The following is a 13,857-nucleotide window of genomic DNA, read 5'->3' on the forward strand; positions in this document are numbered from 1 at the left end:
TGATCACAAACAAAAAAGCAAAGCCGAAGCTTTGCTTTTTTGTTTTTCAGAAAAAACTTAGATTTTGTTGATCAAATCGTTGATTTGTTTTGCTTGTTCAGTAGCATTACCTGTATATGTCGCAGGGGTAAGTTCTGCTAAACGCGCGCGTTCATCTGCTGGAACTTGAAGAAGTTCATCACCATTCACGAAGTTCACCATCATGTCGCGTGTCATTGCTTGACCACGCGTCAATGCTTTTAATTTTTCGTATGGTTTTTCAACGTTATAACGACGCATAACGGTTTGAATTGGCTCAGCAAGCACTTCTTGCGCTTGGTCTAAATCTTCATTAATACGCTGTGCATTCAGTTCAAGTTTGCCGACACCTTTTAAGCATGCATCAAAAGCAATTAAGCTTTGTGCAAAACCAACACCCATGTTACGGAGTACAGTTGAGTCAGTTAAGTCACGCTGCCAACGAGAAACAGGAAGTTTTTCACCGAGGTGACCCAATACTGCATTGGCAATACCTAAGTTACCTTCAGAGTTTTCAAAGTCAATTGGATTCACTTTGTGTGGCATCGTTGAAGAACCCACTTCGCCATCTTTTAACTTTTGTTTGAAGTAACCAAGCGAGATATAACCCCAAACGTCACGGTTAAAGTCGATCAAGATGGTGTTATAACGACGTAACGCATCAAACAATTCAGCCATGTAATCATGTGGCTCGATTTGCGTGGTGTATGGGTTGAAGCTTAGGCCTAAAGACTCAACAAATGCTTGCGCATGAGCAGCCCAATCAATTTCTGGATAAGCAGAAAGGTGAGCATTGTAGTTACCAACCGCACCATTGATCTTGCCAAGTAATTCAACATTTTCAAATTGCTTGATCTGACGTGCTAAACGATAAGCAACGTTAGCCATTTCTTTACCCAACGTAGTAGGGCTAGCAGTTTGACCGTGAGTACGAGACAACATTGGTTGTTCAGCGTGTGTTGTTGCTAGAGCAGAAATTGCATTCAAAATTTGCTTCATGCTTGTAACTAAAACTTCACGGCCATTTTTAAGCATTAACGCATGAGACAAGTTGTTGATGTCTTCAGACGTACATGCAAAGTGAATGAATTCACCTGCATTTTTTAATTCATCAATGTTGGCAATTTTTTCTTTAAGGAAATACTCAACAGCTTTTACATCATGGTTTGTTGTACGTTCTATCTCTTTAATACGGTTGGCATCTTGCTCAGAGAAGTCTGCAACAATCGCATCTAAAGCGGCATTGGTTTCAGCAGAGAATGCTGGAACTTCGATGATTTCTGCACGATTTGCCAGTGCTTGTAACCAACGCACTTCAACTGTGACACGAGCGTGGATTAAACCAAACTCAGACAAAAAAGGGCGTAGTGCATCGCATTTGCTTGCATAACGTCCATCAAGTGGTGAGAGTGCGGTTAAAGCATTCATACAGATTCCTTAATCTTGGAATAAACATAAAAATAAATTCGTTGTAGTATCGGTTTAAACCACCTGATACTGCAAACGAGCGAGAGCTTGAATATCGTGCAATAATTTACGTTTGCTAAAAATCATACCCCATGAACTACCACCGAGTTGTCGCCATAAGTGTGCAAGCTGTATGCCGGTAAACAGACAAGCTCGAATGCGATTGGTATGGTTCATATCTTTGAAGGCTTCAGCATTGCCACGGACTAAAATGCGTGGATTAATTTGACCCGCAGTTTCAACATAAGTTTGCGCTAAACTGGCAATAATACTTGGGTGTAAATAGTTATTATCGAAAAAAGACAACTGTTTTAAGATTTTTTGTTGTGCTTTTTCAATGATTTTTACATATTCTGGGTTGCTATAAACTTTCTTTTCTAACTGCAATAGTGCCATTGCATAAGACATTGGAAGTTTGGCAGTGCCCAGTTTAGGAACTCTTGATTTAGGCGCGGTATTAAAAGGCTGAGTAATACAGCCTTCTAGGGTTTTTAAACCCAATGAAATATCAGCGAGTTGATTAAAAAAATCTAAAGTCTGCGTTGCACTATTACTGGCGGGACGAATATTTAAACTGGCTTTGATCAGTAGTTCTAAATAGAAATTACCACTGTCACCAATACTTTGTTGACCTGCCATCGCTGTCATATGCGTAAGCTGAGTTGCCTGAAAGACAGCCGCCAATGCCAAAGCACGGTTTTGTCTAACATTCAACGCTTGAGTGGGCTGAAAGGGGAACTCCGCCATGCTTCGCTTCCAATGTCCTTAAATAAAATCTGGCTGAGGTGCATTGGTATGGTGAATAACACCACCGCCTAAGCAGACCTCTCCCGAATAAAACACCACACTTTGCCCAGGAGTAACGGCTCTTTGTGGTTCATCAAATTCAACACGAATTCCATTTTCTGTCTGTTCATCGCGGTAAATTGTACATGCTTGATCCGACTGACGATAACGTGTTTTAGCCGTACATCGGAAACCTGTGCTCGGAATTTCCTGTTCGCCAGCAACCCAATCAATCGACTCACTCCAAAGTTGTGTACTTTGCATGAGTGGATGTTCGTGTCCCTGTCCAATCACCAGTCGGTTATTGGCAATATCTTTGTGTAATACGAACCATGCACCTTCTTGTGCACCCTTCATACCACCAATCCCGATACCACCGCGCTGGCCCAGCGTATAGTACATTAAGCCGTGATGTTCACCAACTTCTTTACCATTGTCTAAAACAATTTTTCCAGCTTGAGCAGGGAGGTATTGTTTTAAGAAATCACTAAAACGACGCTCACCAATAAAACAGATCCCTGTTGAATCTTTTTTCTTGGCTGTAGCGAGATCTAGTTCTTCTGCGATTTTGCGTACCTGAGGTTTTTCAATTTCACCGACAGGGAACAAGGTTTTATTAATTTCACGACCATGAACTGCATGGAGGAAATAAGTCTGATCTTTATTATTATCTACACCACGTAATAACGGTGCATACGTTTCACCACGTGAGTTTTGCATCGTTGTACCGCGACGCGCATAGTGACCAGTTGCAATAAAATCTGCGCCAAGAGTCATCGCGTGATCGAGGAAAGCACGGAATTTAATTTCTTTATTACAGAGTATATCTGGGTTAGGCGTACGTCCAGCCGCATATTCTGCTAAGAAGTGCTCAAACACACGATCCCAATACTCCATCGCAAAGTTCGCGGTATGAAGTTTGATACCAATCTTATCTGCAACGGCTTGAGCATCAGCCAAGTCTTCTAGTGCTGTGCAATATTCCGTACCATCATCTTCTTCCCAGTTCTTCATGAAAAGACCTTCAACTTGATATCCTTGTTGAAGTAAAAGCGCGGCAGAAACAGAGGAATCTACACCACCAGACATACCGACGATGACACGTTGTTGCATAGGATTAAGCATCCAAATGAGGGGTTAATGAGGGAGAGAAAGGGTGCTCATAAATAAGCGATAAAGGATATTTTTTGCCAGCGAGGGCATCTTGAACAGCTTTTAAAACCAATGGGCTACGCGCACGTGCTGATTCTTGTAGTTCATCTACATTCATCCATACCGCAGCAACGATGCCTGTATCGAGTTGCGCATTTTCTTCAACTGAAGTGACATGTGCCAAGAAGCAAAAACGGTAATAGGTACGATCAGGAAACATCGGTGGCGTATAGGTATAAATACCGAGTAAGTGATCAACTTCAACATGATGACCTGTTTCTTCTAAGGTCTCACGAATTGCTGCCTGGATAATGGTTTCATCACATTCAATATGACCAGCAGGTTGATTAAACACGGTATGTACATAGCCCTCGCTGTGTTCTTCGACAAACAAAAAACGTCCGTCTTTTTCGACTACAGTGGCGACTGTGACATGAGGTGTCCAAGCGGTCATAGAAAGCACCATGATTTTAAAAAATGTATTCTACAAAATTTGGGGCAAGATGGCTAGGTTAAAGCCTTTTCTTGTGACTTGTATGCTTTTAATAAAAAATAACCTGAAAACAGGCCTATTACGAACCCAAAACCAAATACGGAACCAAGCATGATTAAAATTTCATTATTATAAATATTTGAAGAATCACTTGTTCCATATAAAGCAGAATAAAAACAAAGGAACAATACTGGTAGAGTTGTTGATAGCCCACCGAGTACACCACTGATTAACACTATTCTAAAATGACTTTTTACTTTGGGGAAAATGATATAGTTCATCAAAAAAGAATAGATGATGGATTGAACACCACAAGATAGTAGTATCACCAAGTACATACCTATTGCACTGGTGATGATAAACCATATAGCTTCAATTACAGTGATACTGAAAATATACTGAGTAACAACATGTTTGCCAGAGTGTATTTCACTAATAGTAGAAAATAATATGATGACTAAAAATATGAGTGAAACAACAAGCGAAGGTAAAATAAAACCCAAATATAAGAGTTTTTTAGATACTTTGACCATTATTATCTCTTAATTATGTGGTTACTTGAGTTTTATAATCATTCTTCACTTTTACATAATTCTGTGCTGAATAAGGTAAAAATGCTTTTTCTTTATCTGTGAGAGGGCGGACTTGCTGAACTGGGCTACCAACATACAGATAACCGCTTTTTAAGACTTTACGGGGTGGAACTAAACTACCTGCACCGATCATCACATCATCTTCAATAATCACGTCATCTAACACCACGGTATTGATGCCGATCAAGACTCGATTACCAATAGTACAGCCATGTAAAGTCACGTGATGCCCAACAGTCACATCCTCACCAATCACTAAAGGCGAACCGTTTGGTTTAGATTGATTTTTATGACTAACATGCAACATACAATGATCTTGCACATTACTATTTTTGCCAATCTGAATTGAGTTCACATCGCCACGAATCACGGCAAATGGCCATACTGAAACATTATCAGCTAATTTGACATCACCAATCACGACAGCCATGTCATCAATATAACAGCTAGAATCAATATCAGGTGTTTGGTCTAAATAAGCACGAATGTTCTTAGTCATAAGGGGCATCAACATAAAAGATAACGGAATTATAAAATAAAAAAGCACTCGGACTAAATAGTCAGAGTGCTTAATTCACTTATTCAAAAATGAGGATTTAGAATAAGTTACCAAAGAATAATTTAATATGATCAATCATACGTGCAAAGAAACCTGCTTCTTCGATCGGTTTTAACGCAACAAGTGGTTTTTCAGCAATCACTTTACCATCAAGGCTAGCAACCAACTTTCCAATGACTTGACCTTGAGCCAAAGGTGCATTGAGTTGTGGTTGTACCACGAGCTGAGTTTTGATTTTATCAGCTTGTCCTTTTGGCATGGTGACATTGAAGTTTTCAGCTAAGCCAATTTGAACGTCATCTTCTTTACCAAACCAAACTTTTGCTTTGGCAATAGCTTGGTTAGCAGGCTGCACATTTGCAGTTTCAAAGTTTGCAAAGCCCCAAGAGAGGAGCGCACGCGTTTGATTGGCACGTTCGTTCATGCTTGGTGTACCGAAGATCACCGAAATCAAACGCATTGGACCACGTTTACTTGAAGTGGTTAAACAGAATCCAGCTTCATTGGTATGACCTGTTTTTAAACCATCTACACTTGGGTCAGTGTAAAGCAGGGCATTACGGTTACCTTGTTTAATGCCATTAAAGGTAAACTCTTTTTCCGAATAAATCGGATAGTATTTTGAGCTGTCCTTGATGATATGTTGTGCCAAGATCGCCATATCTTTTGCAGTCGAGTAATGACCTTCAGCAGGCATACCTGTTGAGTTGATAAAGTTGGTATTGGTCATGCCAAGACGTTTAGCTTCTTGGTTCATCATATGAGCAAATGTACCTTCATTGCCCGCGATATGTTCAGCCATTGCTTTTGAAGCATCGTTACCAGATTGAACAATAATGCCACGTAGCATTTCAAGTACAGTTGCAGAACCATTTAATGGAACATACATACATGACTCGGCGCTACTACCACGGCACCACGCCGATTCGTTCATGCGGACTTGTTCTTCTTCGGTCAGTTTGCCTTGTAGTAATTTTTGTTCAATGATGAAACTGGTCATCATTTTGGTCATCGAGGCAGGCGCCAGTTTTTCATTTTCATTTTTTGCAGCGAGGATCTGACCTGTTTCATAATCCATTAATACATAGGATTTATTATTTAATTCTGGTGGAGCAGATAGGACAGTTGCTGCATATGAAAAGCTTGGCAAAAGTAGTAATGCAGCAATAGCGCTTTTTCTAGTCATTCTAGGTGGTTCCAATATCTTGTATGGTACGGATGAGCCTAGCATTTTAGGATAAAGCAAAGCCGACTTCTATGGGGGAAGTCGGCTTTTTCACACAGTATTGTAACTAAGACATATCAGGTACTTTTATTTGGTTATACCTGATACGTTCTTATGGCTATTTATAATTTCTGACATCTTCACAAATTTGACGATTCTTCTCATCAGAAGCAGCTTTAGCATCTTTGCGGGCTTCAACGAGGAATTTTTGGAAATCTTTTGCTTTTGCACGTTTATTAAGCACATCTACAGCTTTTGATTCTTTAGGTAAATACTCTTTTACTAAACGATCATAGCCTTGTGTAAATTTTTTATCTTCGTCAATTAAACTTGGACAAATTTCAGAGAGCACATAAATTGCTGCTAACTCTTCTTGAGTTGTTGTTTGTGTCATTGGAGTCACTTCAATGTTTTCTGACTCTTGTTTTGCATTTGCAGCATATGCAACTGGTGTTAAAGCACTCGAGGCAATAAGCAATGATAAACCTAGTGTTTTAAAAACATTTTTCTTCATAACACACCGAACTCAAATTAAGACTTAAACGATTTGAATAACTTATAGCATAGAAGAAAAATAAAATTGTATATTTGCTGTAGGGATAGTGGAGGAAATGTGGGTGTAAAGACCTAGCGTGTTAAACCACTATGGCGCTTTAATAATTGATTCATCTTCGAAAATTAAAGAGTTTAATCGCTAGTTTGAGTTGTTTTTGGTCTTGGCTTGACTTGTGATTTGTTCTACAACATGATTAAAAAACAATCAAAATATCACCTCTGATGAGACTAACTTTTCAGAATGTCTTATCAGATGAGCAACCTAAATAATAAATATATGGCGTTGTGGTCACGCTGCGCAAGCTTCGTTTTTTTACAGCAGCAGACTTTGAGTCTAGTAGCTAAGCAAGTCTGTTGGAGATCACATGAGCGCTACTTGATAAGGAGTAGGATATGACGACCAAATTCGAGGGCGGGATTGACATCGCGCTGAAGTTACCACCACATCAATTCGAAGCGACTGTTGCTTTCTATCGTGATGTTATCGGTCTAAAGCAGATTACAGAAAAGGGAGCGGAAGTAGGCTTCGAATTCGGTCCAGTCAAATTGTGGATTGATATCGCGCCAGAGATGAGCCAAGCCGAGATTTGGCTCGAACTATTTACTGATGATTTTGCTCAGGCGGCTAAACATCTTAGTGATGCTGGTGTTGTTCGTTGCGATGCAATTGAACCATTGCCAGAGGGCTTTCGAGGGGGATGGATTACAAATCCAGCCAACATTATTCATATGGTTCGTGAGCCAGATGCTTGGTAGCTGTAGTACATTTTTGTTTCGTTAAAGAGTGAAGTGGGTGTGGTTTTAAACAGACTTCTATCATCATTCCTTTTAACCGCTCTTTGTATTTTTCCTATAGGGAAATATAAAGAGGGGGGTATTTATGAAAGAAGTCTTATATTCAGCGTTTAAAACCACCAGTAGAGAGTTTTTTTAATTACGCTTCAAAATCTACGACTTCTTGGCACACTGTCTTTTGTTCAGCTTGGTCAACTTCTTTTGTCGCTGCTCGTGCATCTTTTAACAAATCTTTGAACTCGGCATCTTGCTGCAAGCTTTCAAGTGAAGCTGATTTGTCTGAATAGCCACTTAAATAAGAAGCGATGATTGTTTTAATGTTTTGGTCAAACTGGGCATTTTTACCGATCAATTTTGGACACATTTCGATCAGCACTTGTGCATTGGCAATATCATCTTTGATCAAGGCATTTGCTTCTTGAACTGAAACCGCTTCATTTGCATAAATAGCTTGCGCTGTTAAAAGTGAGAAACCAACCCCAAAAACTCGAATAAATTTAGATAAATGTCTCATGAATGTATAAATTTCTAATACTATGAAGTGATAAATATATATAATTCAATGAATAATTCAATTGAAAAAACTGTGTAGTAGACGGGCTATTGACATGTTATCAATACATGGTTGAAGTAGCAGCAAGCCCTAATGAGAGAGACTGAATTTTAGTGAATATATTGATTGCAAATGATGATGGTGTATTAGCACCAGGGCTTCAAGCATTGGCTTTAGCGTTAAAACCTTTGGGTCGAGTGGTCGTGGTTGCGCCTGAAAGTGAGCGTAGTGGTTATTCAAGCGCATTAACCTTAGATCGTCCTTTACGTCCTGTTCAGATTTCCCCAGATGTTTGGGCGGTGAATGGTACACCTGCAGATTGCGTTTATTTATCCACCAATGGGCTTTTTGATTTTGAATTTGATCTTGTGGTCAGTGGTATCAATAATGGAGCGAACTTGGGCGATGATGTTTTATATTCAGGCACAGTAGGCGCGGCGTTTGAAGGGCGATTAATGAAACATCCTGCTATTGCGGTATCACTCGCAGGGGCAAATGTACGCTCATACGATCACCCTCAGCAGTATGCCCAAGCAGCCCAGTGGGTGCATGATTTTATTGCTCAAGGCTTGCCAATTTTGCCACCACGCCATATTTTTAATATTAATATTCCAGATGTTAAACAGATCAAAGGCACTCAAATCACTTATCAGGGACGCAGAGCGCAGTCAAAACCGATTAGTAGTCATGTTGATCCACGTGGGCGACAAGTTTATTGGATCGGTCTAGCTGGTGAGGCAGTAACTGATCCTCAACAAGCTTCGAGTCAGATTCAGTCAGACTTCTTTGCTGTTTCAAGTGGATATGTCAGTGTCACACCTATTCAAATGGATGCAACCAATTACACAGTGTTAGACAATTTGCATAATCATGTGAATGGTAAATAACTTGAATGTTATAACTTTGTGAAGATCGTGCGTGAATGCTCGTTTTTTCTCACTTTTTTGGTACTCTAAGGCGCAAATAGATTAAGGATTTTTCGATGAGGGCGAAGATGCACTTAAACCATGTCTCGATTTTTCATTCACAAAAAATGATCAAAACAATCGTATTGTCTATGGCGGTTGCAACAGCGGCTGTTGTAACAGGTTGTGCATCTAAACCACAGGTGAGCGGTGGTGCAAGTTATGCACACGCACCAAATTATTACACAGTTCGTTCTGGTGATACTTTGAGCCGTATTGCAAATCGTTATGGGATGAACTATTTAGATATCGCAGCACTCAATGATATTGCACCTCCATACCGCATCTATGTTAATCAATCACTGCGTTTAAAAGGTTCAGCTGCACAGCGAACTACATCAACACAAGCGATGGCGCAAACAGCCCCAATTCAGCGTCAAAGTGTCAATTTACCAACACAACGACCAGTTACTCCACCAACTCAGACCGTCATCCCACCGACTCAACGACCTGTTGTTCCTGTCGTGCCTGTGAATCCTTCATCATCTACTTTGGCCTCAGGCCTACGCTGGGTTAAACCATCAAATGGTGCGATTATTCAAACCTTCAATTTGGCAAGTAATGTTAAAGGTACACGTTATGGCGGCAATGTTGGCGATCCAGTATTCGCGGCTGCAAACGGGCAGGTTGTTTATGCTGCAGATGGCTTAAAAGAATATGGCAATTTGGTCTTGGTGAAACATGTGGATGGCTATATTACGGCTTATGCGCATAACAGCAAAATGTTGGTCAAGAGTGGAGACAATGTCACAGCAGGACAAAAAATTGCGGAGATGGGTTCTTCGGGAGCATCACGTGTAATGTTGGAGTTCCAAGTGCGTTTGGATGGCAAACCAGTTAATCCAACAACAGTACTTCCTAACTAGTTGCACAACACGAACAAACTTTCAACAAATTGTTAATAATCTCTAGTCTAACAATAGACTTCTCTGTATACTTATTATGTTTGCTTTTATTAGAACAATAAGCATATTAATAAATTGAGAGGGAAGTTTATGTTAGATCAATTGCGTGCAATGGGGGTTTTTGCTTGCGTCGTAGAAAAAAGTTCATTTAGCGGAGCCGCTCGGGATTTAGGCATAACAACAAGTGCGGTCAGCCAACAAATCCGTTCTTTAGAACAAGAAATGGATGTCACTTTACTTCATCGTTCAACACGAAAACTGAGTCTCACAGAGGCTGGGCAAGCATTTTTTCTAAGTTGTCAAGAAATGTTGGCGGCAGCAGAGCGTGGCAAAATCAGAATCAATGAATTGCGTGATGATTTGGTCGGTGATTTACGTATCGCAACAACGCCTGAACTCGGTGCATTACACGTGGTTCCAGCGCTTTCTCATTGGATGTCTGCGCATAAGGGTTTAGCCGTTCATTTTGAAGCAGATCATCGCTACATTGATTTGATCGAAGAGCGCATTGATATTGCGATAAGGATGAGTTTGAAAGTGGATGACCCTCAATTGACGATCGTTCCTTTAGCACGTGTCGATCAGGTTTTAGTCGCTTCACCTAGTTATTTGAACCAAGCATCTTCGATTACTCACCCGCAAGATTTATGTCATCATGAATTGTTGCCTGTGACGCTCATGCAAAACTTTCAGCATTTTACATTTCGTCATGGATTAAGTGGTGACGTCGTAAATGTTGATATGAAAACGCGTTTAGGAACAAATAATGTTTTCGTAGCCAAATCATTGTGCCAACAGGGGCTTGGAATTGCGCGTATTTTATATATGGATGTCCAAAAAGAATTGATCAATGGTTCTTTGGTTGAAGTGTTACCAGATTGGCAACTGCCTGTTTATACCTTACAAGCATTAACCTCTAAGCGTGAACAATATCCAGTCAAAGTACATCGCTGTATTGATGCACTTAAACAATATTTTGCCCAATTGCCAGGTGGACGTTCCTTACAAGGTGTTGCTTAAGGCGATTGGTATTACATAGATTCGAGATTTAAAAAAGCCATGCTCCACAAGGGAACATGGCTTTTCTTTATTTACGTCGCTTTTTAGCTATGGATTTAAGTGCTTTAGTTTCAGCTACACTCTCTTCAGTCGCTTTAGTTGTTGAGGTATCTTTCTTACTTTTTTTTCGCTTTTTCTTTTTCTTTGGTTCCTCATCCTCAACTGCATCACCATCTTCAATCGCCTGCCAATATTCTAACTGTTCCATTACGGCAGCATAGATGGAGTTTTTACTATATCTGCCTTTCTTGTCTAATGTACCTACTGGGCGCGCCATTAAGAGTTCTAAGGCTTGATCAATGGTGTCAATGGCATGTACATGGAATTGCCCTGCTTGAACAGCCTCACTTACATCTTGACGTAGCATCAGATGTTGCATGTTTTGGCGTGGAATAATCACGCCTTGTTTGCCAGTTAGACCTTGTAACTTACATGCGTCATAGAAACCTTCAATTTTGGCATTTACACCGCCAATGGGTTGAACTTGCCCCAGTTGGTTCATTGACCCTGTAATTGCCCAAGATTGATCAATTGGGATTTGGCAGATGGCTGAGATTAAAGCTGATAATTCGGCAACTGTGGCACTGTCACCATCTACTTGACCATAGCTCTGTTCAAAAGCAAGTGCCGCGGAGAAATGCAGAATCTGCTCACGCCCAAAGTGCGCTTTAAGGAAGCTAGACATTAGCAACACACCTTTGGCATGAAGCGAACCGCCTAATTCAACGCTACGTTCAATATCCAGAATATCGCCACCACCTTGGTAAACTGAAGCAGTGAGACGAGAAGGTAAGCCAAATTCAACATCAGCGTAATGAATTACTGAGAGGGCATTGATTTGACCTAGACGGTGTCCTGAGGTTTCGATCAATTGCGTGCCACGAGATAGATCCTGCCAATACAGCTCACGGAGATAACCCAAGCGATATTGGCGGTGGTGCAGCGCTTGGTTGACGTGATGATTGGTGACTAGCTTGTCATCCGCTTTAAAGGCATGATGATGGGCTTCGCGAATCAGATCGCCAAGCGTGGATGCATGCAATGACAATGAGCTTTGATCTTCAGCTTGGCGACTAGAATCCGTCAGTAAAGCGGCCAGTGCAGAACGATCAAAAGGTAAAAGTTTATCTGCTTGTACATAGTCTGCGATCAATTGCATGTAAGCTTGTTCATTACTGTCATTACGTTGTAATGTGTCGGTAAAGTCAGCACGAATCTTAAAGACACTACCAAGCTCAGGTTCAATTTCTAAAATTTCATAATAAATTTCAGGTTCTGCCAGCAAAACTACTTTAATTTCAAGAGGCACCGCTGCTGGTTCAATCGAAATGCTGCCAGTTAACGTCAGCATATGCTCCAAAGACGAAAGTTTGAGTTTTCCTGATTTTAAGGCACGTTTCAAACCTTGCCATGCATAGGGTTGCTCAAGTAAATGCTCAGCTTCGAGCAATAGAAAACCACCATTGGCGCGATGTAGTGAACCAGGTCGAATCAAAGTGAAATCTGTGGTAATGGTGCCATTATGGGTTAACTGTTCAACATGACCCAGTAAGTTGTAATGGGTTGGAAAGTCTTCAAAAATGACAGGTGCACCGCTGTTTGGCTTATTTGATGTAATTACATTTGCTTGATAGCGCGCAGGCACACGATTGAATAAAGCAGGGGTAAAATCATCTTCCTCTTGTTCTAAAATAAGTTCGACATTATTAATGATGTCATCAGCATATTGTTTTAAATACTGTTCTAAATTTTCGACCTCTTTATGTCGACTTAATATTTGATTGATACGTGGCATCACCACTTGTGCGGCAATATCACGATTTAAACTAGAAACTTGATCTCGAGCATCATCTTCTAAATCACCTAAGTGTAGACCTAAACGTTCTAGTTTTTTCTCCATATAGCGAAGATTAGATTTGATGTCAGCCTTTTCTTTACTGCTCAGGGTATCAAGATCATTTTGGGTCAACTCGTGATATTCATCGTCCTTGAGGAACATCGGAATAAACACATGTTTATCATTACGAGAAATGAGCTTTAGATCCAGTTCTTCACCTTCTTTGGTGAGTTCAACCAAAGCCTGTTGTTGCACTTCTCCTGTATCTTGGCGGATGCGTTCGATACGATTGTGATAACTTTCTGCACTAAAGCGACGCTCCAATTGCTTTAAGCTGATTTGCCACGCTTGTTGTAGTGCATTTTGGAACTTTGTACCTTGACCCGCAGGAAACCGCAAAGCAAGCGGCTGTCTTGGGTTTTTGAAATTATTTACATATACCCAATCATCCGGTGTGGGCATAGTTTTGGCGTGTTGCTGGAGTAAACGTTTAATCATGGTACGTTTACCTAGTCCAGCTGTACCCACTGCAAAAATATTATAGCCAGAATACGGTAAAGAAATCCCAGCTTCGACAGACGCGCGTGCGCGATCTTGCCCTAAAAAATTGTTGAGCGGTTTTATGCGTTTAGTAGAGCTCGGAATTTTGGCTAAGTCTGGGATATGAGTCAGTTGATCTGCACGTAAAGCGGTCTTGAGCAGTGTTGGTTGTATATCTGGTTGTTCAAAAGCATTTGGAAAAATATTGGTATTCGCTGTAATCGTGTTTGTTGGTGTTAGAGATAAAGTTGTTGCAGTCATTTGGTCGAGTTTTTGGGTCACTATTGCTATCCAACAAAGAAACGAAAGTTAAGTAATTAAAGGTATACAGTTTTGGGTCTAAAGATCAAGCGAA

At 40.5% G+C, this 13,857-nt stretch carries 14 protein-coding genes; 4 read left to right on the plus strand and 10 right to left on the minus strand.

Translation table 11 applies throughout. The features are described 5' to 3' along the window. Positions 1–57 precede the first annotated feature (57 nt). The 8 genes from purB to EXE30_RS03780 all read right to left on the minus strand — a co-directional run bounded on the left by purB (position 58) and on the right by EXE30_RS03780 (position 6,807). Positions 58–1,446 (minus strand): adenylosuccinate lyase, encoded by a 1,389-nt coding sequence (gene purB / locus EXE30_RS03745; RefSeq protein ID WP_130161253.1) that lies wholly within the window; start codon positions 1,444–1,446, stop codon positions 58–60. Positions 1,447–1,500: 54 nt separating this feature from the next. Next, a complete protein-coding gene (gene hflD, locus EXE30_RS03750; protein ID WP_004671904.1) occupies positions 1,501–2,232 on the minus strand; it encodes a high frequency lysogenization protein HflD in 732 nt (243 codons plus the stop codon). A gap of 18 nt (positions 2,233–2,250) precedes the next feature. Next, positions 2,251–3,384, minus strand: a complete 1,134-nt coding sequence (mnmA, locus tag EXE30_RS03755) for a tRNA 2-thiouridine(34) synthase MnmA (protein ID WP_130161254.1) — start codon at positions 3,382–3,384, stop codon at positions 2,251–2,253. A 4-nt stretch (positions 3,385–3,388) separates the two neighbouring features. Further along, the gene (locus EXE30_RS03760; RefSeq protein ID WP_130161255.1) at positions 3,389–3,877 is read right to left on the minus strand and encodes an NUDIX hydrolase; all 489 of its coding nucleotides are present in this window, start codon (positions 3,875–3,877) and stop codon (positions 3,389–3,391) included. Between the two features lie 53 nt (positions 3,878–3,930). Further along, the gene (locus EXE30_RS03765; RefSeq protein WP_130161256.1) at positions 3,931–4,449 is read right to left on the minus strand and encodes a hypothetical protein; all 519 of its coding nucleotides are present in this window, start codon (positions 4,447–4,449) and stop codon (positions 3,931–3,933) included. 13 nt (positions 4,450–4,462) lie between these two features. Continuing rightward, positions 4,463–5,008, minus strand: a complete 546-nt coding sequence (locus EXE30_RS03770; protein WP_130161257.1) for a gamma carbonic anhydrase family protein — start codon at positions 5,006–5,008, stop codon at positions 4,463–4,465. A gap of 97 nt (positions 5,009–5,105) precedes the next feature. Next, a complete protein-coding gene (gene dacC, locus EXE30_RS03775) occupies positions 5,106–6,254 on the minus strand; it encodes a D-alanyl-D-alanine carboxypeptidase PBP5/6 (RefSeq protein ID WP_130161258.1) in 1,149 nt (382 codons plus the stop codon). Between the two features lie 157 nt (positions 6,255–6,411). Further along, the gene (locus EXE30_RS03780) at positions 6,412–6,807 is read right to left on the minus strand and encodes an MCR_0457 family protein (protein WP_130161259.1); all 396 of its coding nucleotides are present in this window, start codon (positions 6,805–6,807) and stop codon (positions 6,412–6,414) included. Positions 6,808–7,241: 434 nt separating this feature from the next. Here EXE30_RS03780 and EXE30_RS03785 point away from each other — a divergent pair, with 434 nt between their 5' ends. Continuing rightward, positions 7,242–7,604, plus strand: coding sequence for a VOC family protein (locus EXE30_RS03785; RefSeq protein ID WP_130161260.1), 363 nt, complete (start codon positions 7,242–7,244; stop codon positions 7,602–7,604). Between the two features lie 178 nt (positions 7,605–7,782). Here EXE30_RS03785 and EXE30_RS03790 read toward each other — a convergent pair whose 3' ends face one another. After that, positions 7,783–8,157 (minus strand): MCR_0457 family protein, encoded by a 375-nt coding sequence (locus tag EXE30_RS03790; protein WP_130161261.1) that lies wholly within the window; start codon positions 8,155–8,157, stop codon positions 7,783–7,785. Positions 8,158–8,309: 152 nt separating this feature from the next. On the opposite strand from EXE30_RS03790, the gene surE reads away from it, so the two are divergent. The 3 genes from surE to EXE30_RS03805 all read left to right on the plus strand — a co-directional run bounded on the left by surE (position 8,310) and on the right by EXE30_RS03805 (position 11,086). Then, positions 8,310–9,083, plus strand: a complete 774-nt coding sequence (surE, locus tag EXE30_RS03795; RefSeq protein ID WP_130161262.1) for a 5'/3'-nucleotidase SurE — start codon at positions 8,310–8,312, stop codon at positions 9,081–9,083. A 107-nt stretch (positions 9,084–9,190) separates the two neighbouring features. Continuing rightward, a complete protein-coding gene (locus tag EXE30_RS03800; RefSeq protein ID WP_130161263.1) occupies positions 9,191–10,027 on the plus strand; it encodes a peptidoglycan DD-metalloendopeptidase family protein in 837 nt (278 codons plus the stop codon). 129 nt (positions 10,028–10,156) lie between these two features. Next, entirely contained in the window at positions 10,157–11,086 is a 930-nt protein-coding gene (locus EXE30_RS03805; RefSeq protein WP_130161264.1) for a LysR family transcriptional regulator, read from the plus strand. 67 nt (positions 11,087–11,153) lie between these two features. Here the strand turns inward: EXE30_RS03805 and EXE30_RS03810 are convergent, their stop codons facing one another. After that, positions 11,154–13,784: a Lon protease family protein gene (locus EXE30_RS03810; RefSeq protein WP_130161265.1), complete on the minus strand. Its 2,631-nt coding sequence runs from the start codon at positions 13,782–13,784 to the stop codon at positions 11,154–11,156. Between the last annotated feature and the right edge of the window lie 73 nt (positions 13,785–13,857).

Source organism: Acinetobacter halotolerans (assembly GCF_004208515.1).
Lineage (GTDB): Bacteria > Pseudomonadota > Gammaproteobacteria > Pseudomonadales > Moraxellaceae > Acinetobacter > Acinetobacter halotolerans.